Origin of the sequence: Faecalicatena sp. Marseille-Q4148 (assembly GCA_018228665.1) — a bacterium.
GTDB lineage: Bacteria > Bacillota > Clostridia > Lachnospirales > Lachnospiraceae > UBA9414.
The window spans coordinates 2,968,887-2,990,771 of the sequence record CP073692.1; the positions used below are offsets into that span (position 1 = coordinate 2,968,887).

Consider the following 21,885-nt stretch of genomic DNA (forward strand, 5'->3'; position numbering starts at 1 on the left):
ATTATCACCTCCAGTCTGTGCGAAAACTTAACGCAATCATTTATAAGCATTTCCATCCTCCGGGTGCTGTCCGCCGGCAATCTTGCTCACGATTTCCGGCCCGGTTTCATAAATTTGCATCAGGCGCTTGGCCGTGCCGCTGGGCTGAACGGCGCCGCTGGTCCAGAGCCGGACAGTGGAGGGCGTAACGTTCATCAGAAGCGCAAAGCCCTTTTCGTTCATATCCAATTTTTCCATCAAAGCCTTAACCATATCGGGGCCATATTCCGGGCACCGGGCGGCTTCGGCGATCATTTGCAAAGCGGTATTTTCTGTCTTCGTCATGTTAAAATCCTCCTGTTAAATTGAAATAGCCGCCTGTTTCTGGCGGCATTGTAGTTGACGGCCTTTAATTTGTTCCCTGATATGTTGCAGCTTTTCGTTATAGTCCTTTCCGACGCGGGGCGGGTTGACGCTCACCCGGATATGCTTAAACCGCTGATCCTCATGGAGCATGGCTTTGATTTTCCGGGCATTGGTAAGGCCGCCAAGATCATTGTCCATGTAAAGCGTGACCCGCTTTATTTCCGGGTGGCGTTCCAGAAACGCGGTCAGCGCCACATGGGAGGTGCCTCCCAGGGATAAGCGGTAGCCATTCCATTTCCAGCCTTCGAGCTCTTGCAGCGTGGCATGGGAAAGTGCGTCAATGGGAGCCTCAAAAACGGCCACATGGCGGCTGCCCGGATTCTGCGGTGGGTAGCAGAAGCTAAATTCCTTGTCACTGCCATAAACATCCTTTTTGAGATTGCCGGTGATACCGCGCATACAGGCAAACTTCGCTTTCCCCGCGTTGTCTTTTCCGACAAACACGCAGACCGGTTCGCCATGATACCGGGCCTCATAGAAAAGCCCGTTCCGAAAGCACCGGCTGATCACATCCGAACTGATCCCGCGCCGCTGCAAATACGAAACAGCGGCGGTAGCACACCGTCTGGCCCAGGGCAGCGTAAACGGTTTCTTTTCCGGCTCTCTCTGTGCCTGCTTTGCCGCCGCGCTTTGGTAAGCCGGCGTCTGCCGTATTTCTCCGCCTGCCAGTGCTTGAACCGCATCCACCAGACCATAGCCCCGAATCTGGATCAGGTAATCCAGGGCGTTAATACTGCGGCCCCGGCTGTTCCAGTACCAGTACCGTTTCCCGGTCACATAGACCAGGCTGTCATGCTCCTTGTGCCGGTAATTGGGGCCGTCCCGTTTGAGCACGCCGGGCTCATGGGATTGCAGCCAGGCGAACAGGTCCGCCTCCCGTGCCGCCTGAATCTGCTCTTTGGTTACACCGGGCATGGTGTCGGCACAGATTTTCGTTTCATCGTGCTTCGCCTCCTTCCTGTGATGATATGAAAAAAGACGCCTGAAAGCGCCTAACAGCCGTACAGGTCATGGTTGACCTCCGCACGGTAATAGCTATCCATTGTTGCCGGCGCGTTATACAGCGCTGCCAGCAGATAAGCCTTGATGTTGTTGACCTTCGTAACGTTCTTGTCGATACAGTCAAAAACATACTCCAGGTGGTCGGAATTGATCTTTAAGAACCGGCTCCTGACAACCTCCCGTGGGAAGTCGTCTCCGGCAATGCGGATATAGGGCCGTCTTGACAGCACCGTTTCCAGCATAAGCTCCACAGTCTCGTCCATGCGTTCCTGCCCATAGCGGGGAACCAGAAAGTCATACTCAATATTCTCTTTGATAATTCCACGGTATGCCTCTGCCATATCCATCCTATCAATCCCATCCTGACAGCCTGCCGTTTCCGGCTCTTCCGGATAGATTGATTGATGTGTCCTTGATATATCCGTTTTTGATTTTTTAGTTTTTTGTGGATTAGTATTTAATTGTGCGGGATTTTCCTGTTCAGGTTCCGCCTGTTCAGGTTTTGCCTGTCTTGGATTTACCTGTCTTGGATTTTCCCGTTTAGGTGAAACACCTTGTTTTACGCCGGTTACAGGCTTTTCGTGGATCGTGTACTCAATATCGCCGAGCTGTCCGTTCTCATTGCGGAGGCGCTGCCTGGTGAGATACCCGTGCCGTTCCAGCTCCTTCAGGGCGGTGGTAATGGAATCCACGCCATCCCTGCAAATGTGGGCCAGCCCCTTTGTGGTATAATCCCAATCTTCCGGCAGCGACAGCATAAGGGAAAGAAGCCCCTTCGCCTTTAAGGACAGTTCCGTATTGCGCAGGTGGTGATTGCTCATAACCGTAAAGTCCTTCGTTTTCTCTACACGGAATACAGCCATTTCACAGCCTCCTTTCTTCGGTTATTCCGTTACAAAGCGCGGTCCCTGCGGTCATAATGGAGATGGCCGCCTGAGACCTTCGCATGATTTTTCAGTTTGACTTCGCCCCGTTCCTGGCTCTCTAAGAATTTCTGATAGCCGGCCTCCGTAAGAAACAGGCGCATTTTATCGCCCTTATCCCCAACAGGGGAATCATAGGACAGCACATCAAAGACGATCATGTGCTTAACCTCCGGGTCAAAGCGTTCCAGCCCCATGATGTCATGCCCCTTTAATTTCTCCGCGCCGGACTGCTGCCTGGCCTCGGCGATCCTTTCCCCGATAGTCCGGGGCGGGTGGGGCAGCCGGTAATTCTTCTGAATGTCCCGCACCAAATCCATGCACTCACGGTCCGACAGAACACGCACCTTTGCCATAAGGCTTTCCGCCGCCTCCCGCAGCTCGGAATTGTTTGAATATCGCACGGTCATGTAAAGCTCATTCAGAACCTTTGCCTGACAGTCTCCTTCGGCCTGAAAGAGCATCTTTTTTTCCATTTCGTTCAGTTCCATGTGTGGCTCCTTTCTTCTAAAAATCTGCATGAAAAAAGGGCGTCCACCTAAAAAGATGAAACGCCCACGGCAATCAGCGGCCAGGCAAAATGCCGGACCGCTGGCACTATTCGGTTTTGTCGTTAATGTAACAGCCTCCTTTTTTCGTCAATTTTCTCGCCATATTTCAACTTGGGAAAAGGAATTGAATAGACGGCGACAAACGCTGAAACCCCTTGAAAATCAAGGCTTTTTCCGTTTGTCGTTATTATACCGTAATGGCATTCCCATGTGTCATTATTGATCAATATGGGATATTCTGCGGTGGCAATTGGAGAAAGGGTAGGGCATGAAAGTGTGGAAATCACATATCGATATGCACATTTGTTCCCGACAATTCAAACAGAGATGGCGGAAAATCTAAATCAGGAAAGAGAGGAATATCTGGATGAGTGAAAAAAATATGGACAGCAAGAACCGGTGGCGTAATGTAACCATAGCGTTTCGAATGTCTCCAGAAGAAAATGAAGAGCTAGATTTAAGAGTAAAACTTTGTGGATACCAGACGAGACAAGAATATATCATTGAAAGCGTTTTACATCAAAAAGTCACAGCAGTAGGAAATCCGTTGATGTTAGTACAGTTTAGAAAACAGCTTCGAGGGATTGAAGAGGAACTAAAAAGGTTAACTACATTAGAGGATGCCGATGAAGAGTTGTTTACACCTATTCGAACAATGTTGGAGATATTAAATGCATTTGCAGAAGAAAGAAACTATGAAAAAAGGAAAAAAGAAAAAGCCCAGAAATAATCTGAGCAAGTTCCCTGATCATCAGAATAACTGATATATCACCTTAACAACTTGAGTATATCACAAAATTGTTGTTGCAACAATTGTTAAATTCTGTTTGCCAGGGACTTGCCCGGTTGGGCAGGAGGTGGAAATGGAAGAGAATTATAGAGAAGTAAAAAAGGCAGAACCATGCCTGAAATTGATCCACATGGATCAGGTTGAAGTGGAAGAAATCAAATGGCTCTTTTATCCCTTCATACCATACGGGAAGGTCACCATTATTCAAGGAGATCCTGGAGAGGGGAAGACCACCGTGGTGTTGCAGATCATTGCAAAGTTAACAAAAGGAGAAGCAATATTAAGTGAAACAAGCGAAGGAAAATCCGAAGAGACAGGGGTAGAGCCAATCAATGTGATTTATCAAACAGCTGAAGATGGATTGGGCGATACGATCAAACCAAGATTGTTAGCGGCAGGGGCAGATTGTTCCAGAGTCTTGGTAATTGATGATCAGGATCAGCCATTAACAATGGTAGATGCAAGGCTGGAAGAAGCGATTATACAGACAAAAGCAAGACTTGTAGTATTAGATCCAATTCAAGGCTTTCTAGGGGCTGGTGTTGATATGCATAGGGCAAATGAGATTCGCCCATTGATGAAAAGAATCTCTGTATTAGCAGAGAAATATCAATGTGCCATTATTCTGATCGGTCATATGAATAAGAATAGTAATGGAAAATCATCCTATCGTGGATTGGGTTCTATTGACTTTCAAGCGGCAGCAAGAAGCGTATTGATTGTTGGAAGAGTGAAAGATGAACCGGAAATCCGGGTGATCTGTCATGTAAAGAGTTCTCTTGCTCCGGAAGGAGATGCTATCGCCTTTCGATTAGACAAAGAAAAAGGATTCCATTGGATTGGAAAATATGACATCAGTGCAGAGGACTTATTGTCTGGTGATGGACGAGGGCAAAAGATCCGAAGTGCGAAAGAATTTTTAAAAGAGATCTTAGAGAATGGATCAATGGAACAGGCAAAAATAGCGGAAGAAGCAGAAGAACGAGGAATTAAAAAGAAAACACTTTGGAATGCGAAGAAAGAGCTGCAGATTGATTCCGTGAAGATAGGGAATAAATGGTTTTGGATGTTACAAGACGAGTAAAGGAAGATGGCAAGATTACCATATCTTAAAGAATAGGGAATCTTGCCACCTTGAATAAAAAGGAGTGAAGCGATGAAAAAAGTACAGATTGATTATGAACTGTTTCGAAAATTGATCTTTTATCATCTGGGTTCAGATGATCAGTATGAAGAAGATATTCGAAATGGCTTGGAAGACAAATTGGATGCATTAGTCAGACATGAACTTTATACGAAGTATAAGACGGCTCCTTCTGAGGAAGAGCAGGAGAAAGCACGACAGGATTATTTGGATAAACGTGGAGTGTCAGCCGGTTATCGATGGTGATGTTTGTTTGGAAAATATAGAACAGGAGCGTGGCACGCACCTGTATAATACCAAACAAGGATAATTGCTGTAGGGTGTAGCCGATACGGTACTGGCTGATTTGGAAGCTCCCGGCAGGGCGCAAGGGTACTTTTGATGGACGTTAGGCTGTCGAAAGTGCTTTTGCGTTACTTTTGACAAAAGTAACAAAACATGATCGCCATATCTGGCGTTTTAAAATGAATGAAAGGAGATTTATTGAAGAGGACGATTAGTTTTATGACAGGAAAAGGCTCCCTGAAGCATAACAGTAGAAAATTTCATGCAAAGAATACGGATCCGAACAGAACTCATTGGAATGTTGAATATTGTAATGAAGATATCAAAGACGTATATCATGAATTATTTGACGAAGCCTTGAAGCGTTACAATGATAAACAGACTCGAAAAGATCGTAAGATAGATGATTACTACGAAAAGATACGTTCCGGGAAACAAGAAAAATTATTTCATGAGGTTATCCTTCAGATCGGTGATAAAGACAATATGGGATCAGAAACGATGGAAGGACAACTTGCTGCAAAGATATTAGATGAATACATGAAAGGATTTCAAGAACGGAATCCTACGTTGCGAGTATTTGCTGCTCATCTGCATTTAGACGAAGCAACACCACATCTACATATTGATTTTATTCCCTATGTTACAGGAAGTAAGCGAGGACTTGATACAAGAGTATCTTTAAAACAAGCCTTATCGTCATTAGGATTTAAAGGTGGCTCCAGAAGTGAGACGGAGCTAAATCAATGGGTACAATCGGAAAAGCAAAAATTAGCCATGGTCATGAGGGAAAATGAGATAGAATGGGATCAAAAAGGAACTCATGCACAACATCTTTCTGTGTTGGATTACAAGAAAAAGGTTCGAGAACAGGAAGTAGAAGAATTAACGGAACATAAGAATTTATTGGAACATGATTTGCATGATATTAGTGAATGTGTGGATGAGATTCAAAAGGAAAAAGAACAGGTAGAAAAAGAGAGAGATGCGGTAATAAAAAAGACAGAAGTTTTAGAGAAACGATTTTCTGCACTAAATTCAAAAGCTGGACTTGTTGACTCACATGCACGTGAGTATGGATATTACCCGGAAGAATGGCTGCCTGAAGCTGGAACTTTAGAGTCAGCAAAATCTTATCGGAAGAGAATATTTCCTTTGCTGAAAAAAGTTGCGAATATGATACAGTCATTATATAGCAAATATTTAGAGCTGAAAGACAGAAATCGAAAGCTATCCGATCGAAATATGGATCTTGAAAATCGTGTAGATCGATTGCGAGATGAAGTGTCTATTATAAAGAAAGAGAATTTAGCTTTGTTAAATGTGGCATATGATCTGGAAAGAGCAAGAAATATGCTTGGAAAAAGTAAGGTTGATGATGCGATAGCGATGGCGAAGCGTTTGGAACAGGTAAATGCAAAACAAAAAGCCAATAAGAAACACATAGATAGAGATGTTAGATAAACGAAGATAAAAGGAATTGATAGAAGCCAATTGGTGCTCCAAAAGTACGGTCTAGACGTTGCTTTTTTGAGTTGAAACTCAAAGGGCATAGTTTTATATAGGCAGGGAGAGGAGACGGCTCTGGCGGATCTTTTGGAATTTGGTGAATAGGTTTTTGGGTAATGTAAAAATAAGAAAAGCTTAAATAGATTTTGAATAAGTAGTGTGGTATAATAAAAAGAAAAACGAAACTTTGAATTTGGAAGGGGTAAATTCATGGCATTAAAATTAATTAAAGGCAGTTTACAATACAAAAATCAAATTATAGAAATGATTAAAGAGTGGAAATCGCATAACGACGCCCATAACGCAAATACTTCGCCATGGGCTATATTTAAAAATGATTATGATGATTTTGAATATTATTTGAATAATTTAGAAATATCAACCACTGAAGATGGATTTGTTCCTGATTCTACTTTCTTTTGTTTAGATGAAGACAGGAATATTATTGTTGGCGCTGTTAATATTAGACATTATTTAAATGAATATTTATTAAAATATGGTGGTCATATTGGAGATGGTATAAGACCAAGTGAAAGAAGAAAAGGCTATGCAACCAAAATGATTGGCTTGGCTTTAGAAGAATGCAAGAGACTTGGCATTGATAAAGTTTTATTGGTTTGTGATAAAGACAACATTGGTTCTGCTAAATCGATTATCAATAATGGCGGAATATTAGAAAATGAAGTTTTAGAAGAGGGTAAGTTAATACAAAGATATTGGATTACGCTATAACTTTAAATTTCAGGTTGTAGGGGCGTTGGAGTGCTATCTGAAAGTATTTAAACACTATGATGTAAGAGCATCAGATGAATTTTGAGATATACGATATAAGTTGCTGACAATAAAATGACAATACAATTTGATGAAATCACAGCAAATACATACAAAACAGTTCGAAAACGAACGGATTTAAGACTAAAACAAAGCAGAAGAACTACAATGCAAATAGAACTTTACGAGTTTGAATAAGTTGGAGTATCGTAAAAACCCAGTGTTAGCAAGGCTTTGATAAGGATGGTAGTAAAAAACCAATAAAATCAAGGCATTGCGGACAGCAACAGACAGGGCTTTGGCTTAAAACTGAATATCAGACAGACTAAGGGATATTGTTATGACAGCAGTATCCCTTTTCTGTTGCCTCCGTATGCCTCTCATCGGGCAGACCGCCATAGGTATTTTCGCCTATGGCTTTTTTCATGCCCATTTACAGAAAGGAGCCAACCATGAAACTGACGGAACCTGAAATGAGGATGGCCTACCAGCTTGAAAGCACAAGCCAGGCGGGTGTCCTGAACGAACTTTACATGACCTGCCGCTATTCACGGGATGAAGATACCAAAGCCACGGCGGAAAGCCTTATGGCAAAAATCCGCCCCCTCTCCGACAAGGAGTGCATGGCTCTGGTAAATGATGTTCAGAAGAATTACCACTTGCCGGGGAAAGCCCGAACCATCGGGGAAATGCTTGCGGAGGCAAGGCAGAAGTCCGGGGCAGAGAAACTGGCCGGCCATGACATTATGGCTCTGGAGCGTTTTGCCCCTGATACCCGCCACATGATCGTCTTAGATGTTCTCTCCCATGAGTCCCCTATGGGATATAAAGGTGAGCGTATGCGTCTGTTCCTCACCGAGCAGGGATACCAGAAAGCCAGGGAGAACCAGGACAAGGGATTTATCAAGATCAGAAACCACGCCAAAGTGATAGCGGGAAACCTCCACTATGACGCAAAAGACCGTGACCTCTGAAAAGCACCCTCTTTTGGGGCGAAAATCATCCCTTTTCCTCTCTGTATGCCTCTCTCCGACAACAGGCAGGAGGATTTATCCCTGTACCCTGACGGAAACAGCACAGAGGAAAAATCACAAGAAAAACGACCTTTTTAGAAAACGGAAAGGAGGTGTCCGATTATGGCAGTTTTCCGCATAGAGAAAACCCGTGATTATACCGTGATGGCAAACCACCATCTGCGGAACACGAAACTCTCCCTCAAAGCAAAGGGGCTTCTCTCCCTCATGCTCTCCCTACCGGAGGACTGGGATTACACCACCAAAGGGCTTGCAAAGATATGCAAGGACGGTGTGGACAGCATTTGCTCAACGGTAAATGAGCTGGAGGAACACGGCTATGTGATACGGGAGCGTATCCGAAACGCCAAAGGGCAGCTTACGGATATTCAGTACACCATTTTAGAACAGCCTAAGCCGTCCCAGCCGGGACAGGGAAAACCTAAACAGGAAAATCCAGTTTTGGGTAATCCAGTCCTGGGAAGTCCTGAACAGGAAGAACCTGAACAGGGAAACCCCGCACAATTAAATACTAAGAAATCAAGTAACCAGGGATTAAATACTGATTTATCAAATACGGAGGTATCAAATCCTATCCGATCAAATCCGTATGAGGATGAGCCACAGGCGGCGGATGGGATGGGAACGGATACGAGGTCTGCCAGAGAGATTTATCGGGAGATCATCCTGGAAAATATCGAGTACCGCCATCTGGTCCAGAATAACCAGATCGACAGAGAGCGGCTTGACGAACTGGTGGAACTGATCGTGGACACGGTCTGTTCCGCAAGAAAGACCATCCGTATTGCCGGGGACGACTACCCGGCGGGGGTGGTGAAATCCCGCTTTATGAAACTGGACAGTTCGCATATTGAGTATGTGCTTTCCAGTATGCAGGAGAATACCACCTATGTCCGTAACATCAAGAAATATCTGCTGGCGGCCCTGTATAATGCACCATCCACCATCAGCAGCTACTACACTTCCCTGGTGAACCATGACCTGTACGGCGGAGGGGAAAGGAGGTAATCCATGCAGGAAGAAGTAACCCAGAAAACAATGGCACTTGCCATCACCACTTCCAAAATGACCGCCTCCGTCCTGGCTAAGGCCATGCGGAAGTTCCTGGAGGCACAGAAAAACAAAAGCCACCAGCTCCCCAAAGGGAAACAGACCCTAAAGGAGCTGATGAAACATAACACCGGAGTCTCCAACCTGGAGATCACCAACGACAACATCCGGGCATTTTCTGCCACCGCTAAGAAGTACGGCATTGATTTTGCCCTGAAAAAAGACAGCAGCACGCAGCCGCCCCGGTACCTGGTATTCTTCAAAGGCCGGGACGCTGACGTTATGACGGCGGCTTTTAAGGAGTTTTCCGCAAAGCAGCTCTCCCAGGAGAAAAAGCCCTCTATCCGCAAACTCCTGTCCAGCATGAAAGAGCTGGTGCAGAAAAAGGATAAAGTTCTGGACCGCACCAAACACAAGGACAGGGGGATGGAGCTATGAAACAGGTAAATGTGAAAAAGCTGCTGATCTTAAACCTCCCATACTTACTATTTGTGTGGCTGTTCGATAAGGCAGCCCAGGCGGTGCGGCTCTCTCCCGGAGCTGACCTCTCCGGCAAACTGCTGAACCTGGGAGACGGATTTTCTCAGGCTATGGAAAGCGTTGCTCCCAGTTTTCACCCGGCAGACCTGCTTGTGGGGCTGATCGGTGTGGTGATAATCCGGTTGATTATCTACACCAAAGGCAAAAACGCAAAGAAATACCGTAAAGGCATGGAGTATGGCTCGGCAAGATGGGGAACGCCGGAGGATATAAAACCCTACATAGACCCGGTATTTGAAAACAATGTACTGCTGACCCAAACGGAACGGCTGATGATGTCGAACCGCCCAAAGAACCCAAAGTATGCCAGGAATAAAAATATCCTGGTGATCGGCGGTTCTGGCAGCGGCAAGACCAGGTTCTTTGTAAAGCCCAACCTCATGCAGCTCCATTCCTCGTATGTCGTCACGGACCCGAAAGGAACCCTCATTCTGGAAACAGGCTCTCTCCTGGTGCGGGCAGGCTACAAGGTCAAGGTGCTGAACACGATCAACTTTAAGAAGTCCATGCACTATAACCCATTCGCCTATCTGCGGAGTGAAAAGGATATTTTGAAACTTACCAACACCATCATAGCCAACACCAAAGGCGACGGTGAAAAATCTTCCGAGGATTTCTGGGTCAAGGCGGAACGCCTCCTGTACTGTGCCCTGATTGGCTATATCTGGTATGAGGCCCCGGAGGAAGAAAAGAACTTCATCACCCTTTTGGAAATGATAAACGCAAGCGAGGCCAGGGAGGACGACGAGGCATACCAGAGCCCCGTTGATCTCATGTTCTCCCGTCTGGAGGAAAAAGAGCCGGACCATTTCGCAGTCAAACAGTACAAGAAATACAAGCTGGCTGCCGGCAAAACGGCAAAGTCCATCCTGATTAGCTGCGGAGCCCGGCTTGCCCCATTCGATATTAAGGAACTGCGGGATTTGATGGAGTATGACGATCTGGAACTTGATACCCTGGGCGACCGAAAAACCGCCTTGTTCCTCATTATGAGCGACACGGACACCACCTTTAATTTCGTGATCGCCATGCTCCAGAGTCAGCTTTTCAATCTGCTCTGTGATAAGGCGGATGATGAATACGGCGGCAGGCTGCCGGTTCATGTACGGTGTATCCTGGATGAGTTCGCCAACATTGGACAGATACCAAACTTTGATAAACTGATCGCTACTATCAGAAGCCGGGAAATCTCGGCTTCTATTATTTTACAATCACAGTCACAGCTAAAGACCATCTACAAGGACGCCGCAGATACCATTGTCGGCAACTGCGACACTACCTTGTTTTTGGGAGGCAAGGAGAAATCCACGCTCAAAGAGCTCTCGGAAATCCTGGGGAAAGAGACCATTGACAGTTTCAACACCTCAGAGAACCGGGGGACGCAGGTTTCCCACGGCCTCAATTATCAGAAATTAGGAAAGGAGTTGATGAGCCAGGACGAGATCGCAGTCATGGACGGAGGCAAGTGTATCCTGCAGGTGCGGGGCACCCGGCCGTTTTTATCGGACAAGTTCGATATTACAGCCCATAAGAATTACAAATACCTTGCCGATGCCGACAAGAAAAATGAATTTGATGTGGAACGGTACATGAAACGGCGTCCTGCGGTGGTAAAGCCGGAGGAACCTTTTGAGATGTACGAACTGGAAATAGAACCTGACAGCGATAACGAAAAAAATTAGGAGGATTGAATTTATGGAATTTTTCAACAGCGCAGTAGACGTATTACAGACCCTTGTTGTGGCTCTGGGAGCCGGTCTTGGTATCTGGGGTGGTATCAACCTCATGGAGGGATACGGAAATGATAACCCTGGAGCAAAAAGCCAGGGCATGAAACAGCTTATGGCGGGCGGCGGCGTTGCCCTCATCGGCATGACCCTTGTACCGCTGCTTTCCGGCCTGTTTGGATAATGACGGAGGGATAACCTATGCAAAGCATACTCGACAAGCTGGCGGAGTGGCTCAAAGAGCTGCTCATCAGCGGGATACTCGGTAATCTGTCGGGGATGTTTGACACGGTAAATACCAAAGTGGGCGAGATCGCCGGGGAGGTTGGCATGACGCCGTCGGCATGGAACGGTGGCGTTTTCAACCTCATTCGGTCTCTGTCTGAAACAGTCATTATCCCCATAGCCGGTATCATTTTAACCTTTGTGATGTGCTACGAGCTCATTCAGCTTGTGATCGAGAAGAACAACCTGCATGATGTAGACACATGGATTTTCTTCAAGTGGATATTCAAAACCTTTGTGGCCGTGTTCTTAGTCACCAACACCTGGAATATCGTTATGGCGATCTTTGATGTGGCCCAGAACGTGGTAAGCCAGAGCGGCGGTATCATCAGCGGATCTACCAGCATTGACCTCTCCACCGCCATCCCTGATATGGAGGCTCAGCTTGAGGCTATGGACTTAGGGCCTCTTTTAGGGCTGTGGTTCCAGAGCATGGTGGTGGGGCTCACCATGAATATCCTCTCCATCTGTATCTTCCTGGTGGTCTATGGCCGTATGATCGAGATTTATCTTGTAACCTCCGTGGGGCCTATCCCCTTTGCTACCATGAGCAACCGGGAATGGTCCGGCGTGGGGCAGAACTACTTAAAGTCTCTGATCGCTTTAGGCTTCCAGGCGTTTCTCATTATGATATGCGTTGGCATTTATGCGGTCCTCATCCAGGAGATTTCCACCGCCGACAACATATCCGCTGCCATCTGGGGCTGCATGGGATACACGGTCCTCTTATGCTTTACCCTCTTTAAGACCGGCAGCATGGCAAAGGGCATTTTCAGCGCCCATTAAAGGAGGTGTATGCTGATTGGCTTATGTGACCGTACCGAAAGACCTTTCCAAAATCAAAACAAAGGTATTTTTCGGCCTGACAAAAAGGCAGCTTGTCTGCTTTACCCCGGCGGTGCTTTTAGGAGTGCCGCTTTTCTTTTTACTCAAAGAGTCTGCCGGGAACTCCACGGCGACCCTTTGCATGATGATGGTTATGCTGCCGTTCTTTCTGCTTGCCATGTATGAGAAAAACGGACAGCCTTTAGAGGTGATCTTAAAGCAGATGATCGAAACAAAATTCATCCGCCCAAAGAACCGCCCCTATCAGACCAACAACTTCTACGAGGCCCTGGCAAGGCAGCGTGATCTGGAAATGGAGGTGAAACGGATTGTCCAGAACAGAAAAAACGGCGGGAAAGGTAAAACTCACCGCCAGAGAGAAAAAGGCCGTGGATAAGGCCATCCGGCAGGCTAAGGGGGACGGAAAGCCCCATACTGCCCAGGACAGTATCCCTTTTGAGGTGATATACCCGGACGGTATCTGCAAGCTGCCGGGCAAATCCTATTCCAAAAGCCTTGCTTTTGACGATATAAATTACCAGCTCGCCCAGGCGGATGATAAGACAGCCACCTTTGAAAACCTGTGCGATCTGTATAACTACTTTGACGCTTCCGTGGGAGTGCAGCTCTCCCTTATCAGCCAGTATGTAGGCCGGGAGGAATTTGAACGCTCCATCGAGATCAGCGACCAGGGGGACAGCTTTGACAGTATCCGAAAGGAATATGCCCTCATGTTAAAGAACCAGCTTTCTCGCGGCAACAACGGCCTGGTGAAACGGAAATATCTGACCCTCACCATCGAGGCGGAGGACTTAAAGGCAGCCAGGGCAAGGCTCTCCCGGATTGAAACGGATGTGCTGAACCTCTTTAAGGTGATCGGTGCGGCGGCAAGACCACTAAACGGCAAAGAACGCCTGCAAGTCCTCCACGGGCTCATGCACCCGGACGGGGAGCCGTTTTCCTTTGAATGGAACTGGCTTCCTAAGACAGGCCTCTCTGTCAAGGATTATATCGCCCCGTCCTCATTCCAGTTTGGAAACACAAGGATGTTCCGCATGGGGAAGAAACTGGGTGCGGTCTCTTTCCTGCAAATCCTGGCGCCGGAACTCAATGACCGTATGCTGGCGGATTTCATGGAGGCACAGGACGGCCTTATGGTGACGCTGCATATCCGCAGTATCGACCACAACGAGGCGATCAAGACCATCAAGAGGAAGATCACCGATCTGGACGCCATGAAGATCGCCGAACAGAAAAAAGCAGTCCGGGCAGGTTATGATATGGATATAATCCCCTCTGACCTTGCTACCTATGGCGGCGAGGCAAAGAACCTGCTCCGTGATTTGCAGAGCAGAAATGAAAGGATGTTCCTGCTCACATTCCTGGTGGTGAACTTTGCGGATACCAGACAGAAACTTGAAAACAATGTATTCCAGTCGGCGGGCGTGGCTCAGAAATATAACTGTGCCCTGACCCGCCTTGATTTCTGCCAGGAACAGGGGCTTATGTCCTCTCTCCCTTTGGGACTGAACCAGGTAAATATCAAGCGGAGCCTCACCACTTCTAGCACCGCCATCTTCGTGCCGTTCACCACTCAGGAACTTTTTCAGGGCGGCGAGGCGTTGTACTACGGGCTCAATGCCCTTTCCGGCAACATGATTATGGCAGACAGAAAGCAGCTTAAAAATCCCAACGGCCTTATCCTGGGTACACCGGGCAGCGGCAAGTCCTTCTCCGCAAAGAGGGAGATCACCAATGTATTCCTGGTGGCAAGTAAGAAAGATACCATCATCATCTGCGACCCGGAGGCAGAATACGCTCCGCTTGTGAACCGTCTGGGCGGGCAGGTGGTAAAGATTTCCCCTACAAGCAAAGACTTTGTGAACCCTATGGATTTGAACCTGAACTACTCCGAGGATGAAAGCCCCCTGGCCTTAAAGAGCGACTTCATCCTTTCCCTATGCGAGCTGATCGTGGGCGGCAAGGATGGATTGCAGCCCATTGAAAAGACCATTATTGACCGGGCCGTTACCACCGTGTACCGCGGGTATCTGGCTGACCCCAGACCGGAAAATATGCCTGTCCTCGGCGATCTCTATGAGGAAATCCAGAGACAGCCGGAGCTGGAGGCTGCCCGTATCGCCGCCGCCCTGGAGCTCTATGTGACAGGCAGCCTTAACATTTTCAACCACCGTACCAACGTGGATATTCAGAACCGTCTTGTGTGCTTTGACATTAAGGAACTGGGGAAACAGCTTAAAAAGCTGGGTATGCTCATCATCCAGGACCAGGTCTGGGGCAGAGTCACCGAAAACCGGGAACTGCACGCCAACACCTGGTTCTACTGTGACGAGTTCCATCTGCTCTTAAAGGAGGAACAGACCGCCGCCTACTCCGTGGAGATTTGGAAACGCTTTCGTAAATGGGGCGGTATCCCCACGGGTATCACCCAGAACATTAAGGATTTGCTGGCAAGCCGTGAGATCGAGAACATTTTTGGTGCGACACGTTGACGCACAAACATCGCTCTATGAGGGTAAAACTTCATGGACTTATGGCCATGCGATGCTAAAATCGTCGGACTTACCTTCTTACGAGGTAAGTAACAACTGATAATTCGAAAGGTAGAATGATGGGGTAACGCCTTGAAATGCCTTCTCTGATACTTCGACCGGCTCCGACTGTAATGGTTGGGGTCTGGAGCTCGATAAAGTCGGCGGAAGTCTGCCGAAACAGTGTAGAAATACAGCTGTCGAAAGTGCGGTAGAGGTACTGTATGCAGATGACACGTCGGGAGTCTATAAAATATCTATGGTGAGAATGTCCACGACGGACTGACGAAAACCGCGAATGTACGGGTCTAGATGTTTACCATATAGAAATGTATGGACACTTAATTGTGGGTCAGTGCGGTGTAGTAAGAATCGAAAATATGAAACTCCGTATTGTGTTACAGGCACAATCAAGCTGACAGGACTATAGCGAACACCTAAGGATATATGCACAGATAGAATTATCGGAACGTGGAAAGGTACAGAGTTGCTCATAAGCAATCTGCGGACGAATCATATAAGCCGCCTAATCTGTGCTGAAAAGCGAAGCTCGAACCTACGACAGCCCTACGAAAAAGGCGGGCACGAGGGATGAGCTTTAGTCGGTTAGAAACAATTGTTGTCATTCAATCTTATAAGGATTACGAGAATGACAAAAAGGGACACTTTCCCAAGAAAGGAGAGTGATGCCTTATGACCATGAAAAAGAAAAAGCAACTGCTCTGTGAGGATAATCTGCGTCACAATGAGTATTACGGAATGCAGAATACGATTGATAATCTATACCAGGCAAGTTTGAACGGAGAAGTTTTTACAGATTTAATGTCTGTCATTCTTCAACGGGAAAACATTCTTCTAGCGTACAGAAATATCAAGAAAAATACGGGAAGTAAAACAAGTGGCACAGACAATCTCACAATCGAGGACATTGGAAGATGTTCCCCCGATGAGGTTGTTGAAAAAGTTAGATTTATTATTAATGGAAGTGAACATGGGTATCGCCCAAAACCTGTAAGGCGTAAGGAGATACCAAAACCATACGACCCAAGTAAAATGAGACCCTTAGGGATTCCGTGTATATGGGATAGACTTGTTCAACAATGTATCAAACAGGTATTGGAACCTGTTTGTGAGGCTAAGTTCAGCAAAAACAGCTATGGATTCAGACCGAACCATTCGGTTGAGAACGCTATAGCAAGAAGTTATCAGCTACTTCAACATGCCAATCTTCACTATGTCATTGAATTCGATATAAAAGGGTTCTTTGATAACGTGAATCATGCCAAGCTGATACGACAGATATGGGCTATGGGTATTCATGACAAGCAACTGATATTTGTCATAAGACGAATTCTCAAAGCACCAATCAAACTGGAAGATGGGACTTTTATCACACCCGACAAAGGAACCCCACAGGGAGGTATTATATCGCCACTTCTGGCTAATATCGTGCTTAACGAATTAGACCACTGGGTAGAAAGTCAATGGCAATGGTGTCCGATTTGCAAACGGAATGCTAGACCTGAAAACGGCTTTCGACAGGCTAAGAAATCTAACCTGAAGGAAATGTTCATTGTTCGCTATGCAGATGATTTTCGAATCTTTTGTAGGACAAAGGACTCCGCTGAACGCACCAAATGTGCAGTCACTCTGTGGCTGAAAGAAAGGCTCAAACTGGAAATTTCTGAAAAGAAAACGAGGATTGTCAATGTAAGAAATCATTACTCTGATTTTCTCGGATTCAAAATGAAAGTTCACAGAAAAGGCAACAAACTCGTGGTTATATCTCATATCGCAGATAAAAATCTCGAGCACAAAAGGGAGAAGCTTAAAGAACAGGCAAAGAGAATCGTTCACCCTCGCAAAATATATGGCGAACAGGGGGAAATCAGACTCTATAACAGTATGGTTACTGGCATGCAGAATTATTACTGTATCGCCACACATGTTAATCATGATTGTGCTTCCCTAAACCGCACAGTCATGACCTTGCTGACAAACAGGCTTAGCACTCGCACAGGCAACCGTCTTGTGAAAACAGGGCGAGAGCTTACGGAGTTTGAAAAAGCCCGTTTTGGTAAATCCAAAATGATGCGATATGTCGCTGGTACGAATGAGCCCGTGTATCCAATAGGATACACACAGCACAAAAACCCACTTTTCCGTAAGAAGAGCTGGAATTATTACACTCCCGAAGGAAGAGAAGGTATTCACAACTGTCTGAGAATCAACATCCCTATGATGTTGGCTCTCATGCGTCAACCAGCCTATTCCAATAGTGCGGAATACGCAGACAATCGAATATCTCTCTTCTCAGCCCAATGGGGAAAATGTGCTATAACAGGTGTTGAATTCTCCTCTGTTGGGGAAATTCATTGCCATCATAAGTTACCCCGACATTTAGGCGGTACGGATGCCTATGAGAATCTTATTCTCATAAAGAATTCCGTACATAAACTCATTCATGCTTCAAAAGCGGAAACTATTTACAAATATATGGATTTACTACAGCTAGATATCAAACAGCTTATAAAGGTTAACCACCTTCGTGAGTTGGCTTCCATGCAACCTATTTAATCTTATTTCAACTACTACAGTTTTTATTCTATTCAAAGGTTGATTGTTTAGACAATGAAAAATACTAACCGATGGAACGCCGTGTGCGGTGAAAGTCGCATGCACGGTGTGGAGTGGGGGAAAAGCCCGAGATGATATCAGAGGCTTACCTATCACTATAGAACTCGGACTTCGTGTATATGTTAAACCAGGCAGCCGGTGACCGGGAAATCCTTGCAAAGAAACTGGGTATCTCCCCGCAGCAGCTCTCCTATGTGACACATTCAGGACCTGGCGAGGGGCTAATCTTCTACGGAAATGTGATTTTACCTTTCGTGGACCGGTTCCCGCAGGATACGGAGCTTTACCGCATTATGACGACAAAGCCGGAGGAAGTGAGTTAAAATTATCCTAAGGTAATACAAATAGACTTTTATAGGGAATGGAGGTATAATATGCACGAGGTGAACTGATATGAACACAACGATAATCGTTGCTCTTTTAGCGACATTTACTGCCATTGTCACAGCCATTATTACTGATTTCTTAAACAAACGTAGTAAGCTGAAATTTGAAGAACGAAAATTAAAAGAGCAATACTATTTAGAATTTATTCATGCGTTAAGCGAAAATATGAATAACTCAGAGTCTGCGGAGGCAACCATAAGATATAACCATGCTTTCAATAATTTGACTATTATCGCAAGTCCTAAAGTTTTATCGTCTCTATATGAATTTGCAGACTTATTGATAAACCACCTAAAAAATAATAGTGTTGCTGATTACGAAACTCAATATACTAAAGCATTTACCAACCTAATCAAAGCAATGCGATCAGATTTGTATGGCAGCAAATCAAGCAAGGTTAATAAAGGATTGACCGAAATATATCTAATTAGTGGCATATTAAAATCTACTCCAACAGAATAGAAAGATTGTAGATTTAGCACTCATGTAAAGAGCATGGGTGCTATTTTTATGCCCAGAAATGAGGTGAATAAAATTTGTAAAATCAAACTGACCCATTTAAGCCTGTTCTCCGGTATCGGCGGTCTGGACCTGGCGGCGGAGGCTGCCGGCTTTGAAACGGTCTGCCAGTGTGAATGGGCGGATTATCCCTACGCCGTTTTAGAAAAGCACTGGCCGGACGTTCCGAAATTCAGGGATATAACCACTTTAACAAAGGAGGCATTTTTTGAAAAAACAGGACTTGAAACCGTCACGGTCATCTCCGGAGGCTTCCCCTGCCAGCCTTTCTCCACCGCAGGAAAGCAGAAAGGATTTGAGGATGAACGCTACCTGTGGCCGGAGATGTGCCGGGTTATTACAGAACTTAAGCCCCGTTTCGTGCTTGGGGAAAATGTTGCTGGCTTCATCAATATGGGGCTCGACAAAACGATCTTTGACCTGGCAAAAGCGGGATACGCTGTTCTCCCATTCGTATTTCCGGCTTGCGGCGTCGGCGCATGGCATGAGCGCCAGCGAACTTTTATCATCGCGGCTGATGTTTCCTACGCCCCTTGCCTCCGACAAGGGGACCGTAAAGGACGCCCAAAGCCTGGATGTGTACCTGTCGGACAATGGGATTTTCCGAAAGAAGAACAAAAGCGGGGCGATCTGGAGCCTGCCCCTATCGGCTGCGGTGTTCTACCTGACGCCGGTAGCCTCGGACGGGTTCCGCTCTACCCTGAAACCATCTGCCTACGACCCGAAAAAGAAGAACGGGAACCTGGCAGCCCAGGTGATCTTCCAGGAAAATCCCCTCTCGGACAAGGCGGCCTTAAACCCGGACTGGGTGGAATGGCTTATGGGCTTCCCGAAAGGATGGACGGAGCTGTCCTCTGGAACAGGGAGCCGGAGGGAGTGCCCCGCATAACGGAGCAGACCAAAGACCGGGCACTCCGCTTAAAGACCCTGGGGAATGCGGTCTGCCCTCCCCAGGCGTATCCTATCTTTCACTTTATGGCGGAGATACTGACCGGCAGGTGTAAAAAACATTGTATCTGGGAGGTGATGGAACATGAAACAGTATAAGCCCCGTGACAAGGTGACCCAGAAGATTACCCGTGAGGGTGCGGTGGAGGAAAACCAGACCACGGGCAAAAGCGAAAATATCAGTGGCAAAGAAAAGGAGGCGGATTTTTCCGGGCGGCTTCACTTTACCGAGGAAGATCGTGCCATGCCGGAACTGGACCGCTATATCCGCAAAGCGGAACAGGCGGCGGATAAAGCGGAGGCTGCCAGGGAGCGTATCCCAAAGAAGAAAAAGCTGACCCGTGAACGGCTCTATGATGAGGCAAAGGGCAAGGGCAAAACGAAACTCCGTTTTGAGGAAGTGGAAAAGCCCATGTCGGAAGTCGCAAAGACAAACCCTGTTTCCCGTCCGGCTTCCCTGGCGGGCCGCATGGTGGCGGGCAAAGCCCACGGCAAAATCCATGAAGTGGAAAAAGAAAATTCCGGCGTGGAGGCAGGGCACAGTATTGAACGGACCGGTGAGCGGGCTCTTTCCAAAGGTTCCGGTATGGCAAAGACCGCCCTCCGTAACCACCGCTTAAAGCCCTACCGGGAGGCTGCCAAAGCGGAACAGGCTCTCCATAAGACCAATGTGAATTTCCAGTATCACAAGGTCCTATCGGAGAACCCAAACCTTTCCTCCAACCCGCTCTCCCGGTTCCTGCAGAAACAGAAGATCAAGCATAATTACGCTAAGGATGTGAAAAACGCTGGCAAAGCAGCCGGAAAAACCGGACAGGCGGCAAGTACAGCCACAAAGAAAACCGCCCAGGCAGGGGAAAAAGGAGCCCGTTTTATTGCAAGGCATTGGAAAGGGGCTCTCCTGGTCCTGGCAATCGGGCTTCTTATCCTGGTACTGGCCGGCGGCATTTCCTCCTGCACCAATATGGTGATCGGCGGCCTGGGTGCTGTCACCGCCACCTCCTATCCGTCAGAAGAACAGGATATGAAAGCGGTGGAGGCGGCTTACACCGCTATGGAACAGGATTTACAGTATGAGCTTGACAACTACGAAAGCCTGAACCCAGGATATGATGAGTACCGCTTTGAACTGGACGGTATCCACCATGACCCTCACGAACTGGCGGCTTATCTTTCCGCTTACTTTGGCGGAGCCTACACCACGGCGTCTGCACAAGGGCAACTCCAAACGGTTTTTGACCTGCAGTATGAGCTTACCGAAACGGAAACGGAGGAAATCCGCTACCGCACCGAAACGAGGACCGACACCTGGACGGATGAGGATGGGAATACCCATAACGATACCTACGAGGTGGAAGTCCCCTATACTTACTACATTATGACCGTGACCTTAAAAAACCACGGGCTTTTTTATGTGGCGGAAGAAACCCTCACCGCAGAACAGCTTGAAATGTACCGGGCTTACCGGGACACCAGCGGAAATATGCCCCTGCTCTTTGGCGGCGGCTCATTCGACACCAGCCCATCCACCGATCTAAGCGGCGTGGAGTTTGTAAACGGCACCCGTCCGGGCAATCAGGAAATCATTGACCTGGCAAAAGCCCAGGTGGGAAATGTAGGCGGACAGCCTTACTGGTCCTGGTATGGATTTGACAGCCGTGTGGAATGGTGCGCCTGTTTCGTTTCCTGGTGTATCAACCAGGCGGGATACAGCGAGCCGAGGTTCGCTGCCTGTGCCTCCCAGGGTGTTCCCTGGTTCAAGGAACACGGGCAATGGGCGGCAGGCAACTACACGGATGTAGCCCCCGGTGATGTGATCTTTTTCGACTGGGACGGCGGCGGTTCCGACCATGTAGGCCTTGTGATCGGAACAGACGGAACCAATGTTTATACCGTGGAGGGAAACAGCGGCGACGCCTGCAAGATTAAGAGCTACCCTCTTAACAGTCAGTATATCCACGGCTACGGCCTGATGAACTGGTAACAAATTTCAGAAAGGAT

21 protein-coding genes and 2 pseudogenes are annotated in these 21,885 nt (G+C 47.0%); 19 read left to right on the forward strand and 4 right to left on the reverse strand.

What is annotated here, in order from left to right; genetic code table 11:
- Positions 1 to 36 precede the first annotated feature (36 nt).
- The 4 genes from KFE17_14360 to KFE17_14375 all read right to left on the reverse strand — a co-directional run bounded on the left by KFE17_14360 (position 37) and on the right by KFE17_14375 (position 2,821).
- Positions 37 to 324, reverse strand: coding sequence for a transcriptional regulator (locus KFE17_14360; protein QUO31969.1), 288 nt, complete (start codon positions 322 to 324; stop codon positions 37 to 39).
- A gap of 15 nt (positions 325 to 339) precedes the next feature.
- On the reverse strand, positions 340 to 1,320 hold the full coding sequence (locus tag KFE17_14365) for a toprim domain-containing protein (protein QUO31970.1): 981 nt from the start codon (positions 1,318 to 1,320) through the stop codon (positions 340 to 342).
- A 77-nt stretch (positions 1,321 to 1,397) separates the two neighbouring features.
- Positions 1,398 to 2,270, reverse strand: a complete 873-nt coding sequence (locus tag KFE17_14370; GenBank protein QUO31971.1) for a helix-turn-helix domain-containing protein — start codon at positions 2,268 to 2,270, stop codon at positions 1,398 to 1,400.
- Positions 2,271 to 2,299: 29 nt separating this feature from the next.
- Positions 2,300 to 2,821, reverse strand: a complete 522-nt coding sequence (locus KFE17_14375) for an addiction module toxin RelE (protein ID QUO31972.1) — start codon at positions 2,819 to 2,821, stop codon at positions 2,300 to 2,302.
- A gap of 261 nt (positions 2,822 to 3,082) precedes the next feature.
- On the opposite strand from KFE17_14375, the pseudogene KFE17_14380 reads away from it, so the two are divergent.
- The 19 genes and pseudogenes from KFE17_14380 (at position 3,083) to KFE17_14470 (ending at position 21,868) form a co-directional block, all read left to right on the forward strand.
- A pseudogene (locus KFE17_14380) lies at positions 3,083 to 3,256 on the forward strand (site-specific integrase).
- Entirely contained in the window at positions 3,249 to 3,611 is a 363-nt protein-coding gene (locus KFE17_14385) for a hypothetical protein (GenBank protein QUO31973.1), read from the forward strand. Before KFE17_14380 ends, KFE17_14385 begins: the two are co-directional and overlap by 8 nt.
- Positions 3,612 to 3,744: 133 nt before the next feature.
- Positions 3,745 to 4,755, forward strand: a complete 1,011-nt coding sequence (locus KFE17_14390; GenBank protein QUO31974.1) for an AAA family ATPase — start codon at positions 3,745 to 3,747, stop codon at positions 4,753 to 4,755.
- Positions 4,756 to 4,827: 72 nt separating this feature from the next.
- Positions 4,828 to 5,061 (forward strand): complexin-2, encoded by a 234-nt coding sequence (locus KFE17_14395; GenBank protein QUO31975.1) that lies wholly within the window; start codon positions 4,828 to 4,830, stop codon positions 5,059 to 5,061.
- Positions 5,062 to 5,319: 258 nt separating this feature from the next.
- Positions 5,320 to 6,564: a plasmid recombination protein gene (locus KFE17_14400; GenBank protein ID QUO31976.1), complete on the forward strand. Its 1,245-nt coding sequence runs from the start codon at positions 5,320 to 5,322 to the stop codon at positions 6,562 to 6,564.
- 255 nt (positions 6,565 to 6,819) lie between these two features.
- Positions 6,820 to 7,341 (forward strand): GNAT family N-acetyltransferase, encoded by a 522-nt coding sequence (locus KFE17_14405; protein ID QUO31977.1) that lies wholly within the window; start codon positions 6,820 to 6,822, stop codon positions 7,339 to 7,341.
- Positions 7,342 to 7,832: 491 nt separating this feature from the next.
- Positions 7,833 to 8,354 carry an addiction module toxin RelE gene (locus KFE17_14410; GenBank protein ID QUO31978.1) on the forward strand — a complete coding sequence of 174 codons (522 nt, stop codon included), beginning with the start codon at positions 7,833 to 7,835 and terminating at the stop codon, positions 8,352 to 8,354.
- Positions 8,355 to 8,516: 162 nt separating this feature from the next.
- A complete protein-coding gene (locus KFE17_14415) occupies positions 8,517 to 9,422 on the forward strand; it encodes a helix-turn-helix domain-containing protein (GenBank protein ID QUO31979.1) in 906 nt (301 codons plus the stop codon).
- Positions 9,423 to 9,425: 3 nt separating this feature from the next.
- A complete protein-coding gene (locus KFE17_14420) occupies positions 9,426 to 9,902 on the forward strand; it encodes a PcfB family protein (protein QUO31980.1) in 477 nt (158 codons plus the stop codon).
- On the forward strand, positions 9,899 to 11,686 hold the full coding sequence (locus tag KFE17_14425) for a type IV secretory system conjugative DNA transfer family protein (protein QUO31981.1): 1,788 nt from the start codon (positions 9,899 to 9,901) through the stop codon (positions 11,684 to 11,686). The genes KFE17_14420 and KFE17_14425 overlap by 4 nt, the downstream gene beginning before the upstream one ends.
- A 13-nt stretch (positions 11,687 to 11,699) precedes the next feature.
- Complete coding sequence (locus tag KFE17_14430) at positions 11,700 to 11,915, forward strand: Maff2 family protein (protein ID QUO31982.1); 216 nt, start codon at positions 11,700 to 11,702, stop codon at positions 11,913 to 11,915.
- A 17-nt stretch (positions 11,916 to 11,932) separates the two neighbouring features.
- A complete protein-coding gene (locus KFE17_14435) occupies positions 11,933 to 12,802 on the forward strand; it encodes a hypothetical protein (protein ID QUO31983.1) in 870 nt (289 codons plus the stop codon).
- 16 nt (positions 12,803 to 12,818) lie between these two features.
- The gene (locus KFE17_14440; protein QUO31984.1) at positions 12,819 to 13,238 is read left to right on the forward strand and encodes a PrgI family protein; all 420 of its coding nucleotides are present in this window, start codon (positions 12,819 to 12,821) and stop codon (positions 13,236 to 13,238) included.
- On the forward strand, positions 13,171 to 15,354 hold the full coding sequence (locus KFE17_14445) for a DUF87 domain-containing protein (GenBank protein QUO31985.1): 2,184 nt from the start codon (positions 13,171 to 13,173) through the stop codon (positions 15,352 to 15,354). Before KFE17_14440 ends, KFE17_14445 begins: the two co-directional genes overlap by 68 nt.
- A gap of 732 nt (positions 15,355 to 16,086) precedes the next feature.
- Positions 16,087 to 17,970, forward strand: a complete 1,884-nt coding sequence (gene ltrA / locus KFE17_14450; GenBank protein QUO31986.1) for a group II intron reverse transcriptase/maturase — start codon at positions 16,087 to 16,089, stop codon at positions 17,968 to 17,970.
- A 161-nt stretch (positions 17,971 to 18,131) separates the two neighbouring features.
- Positions 18,132 to 18,353, forward strand: a pseudogene (locus KFE17_14455) (hypothetical protein).
- A 70-nt stretch (positions 18,354 to 18,423) separates the two neighbouring features.
- Positions 18,424 to 18,879: a hypothetical protein gene (locus KFE17_14460; protein ID QUO31987.1), complete on the forward strand. Its 456-nt coding sequence runs from the start codon at positions 18,424 to 18,426 to the stop codon at positions 18,877 to 18,879.
- Between the two features lie 48 nt (positions 18,880 to 18,927).
- Positions 18,928 to 19,983 (forward strand): DNA (cytosine-5-)-methyltransferase, encoded by a 1,056-nt coding sequence (dcm, locus tag KFE17_14465; protein ID QUO31988.1) that lies wholly within the window; start codon positions 18,928 to 18,930, stop codon positions 19,981 to 19,983.
- 25 nt (positions 19,984 to 20,008) lie between these two features.
- A complete protein-coding gene (locus tag KFE17_14470) occupies positions 20,009 to 21,868 on the forward strand; it encodes a CHAP domain-containing protein (GenBank protein ID QUO33737.1) in 1,860 nt (619 codons plus the stop codon).
- Positions 21,869 to 21,885: the final 17 nt, after the last annotated feature.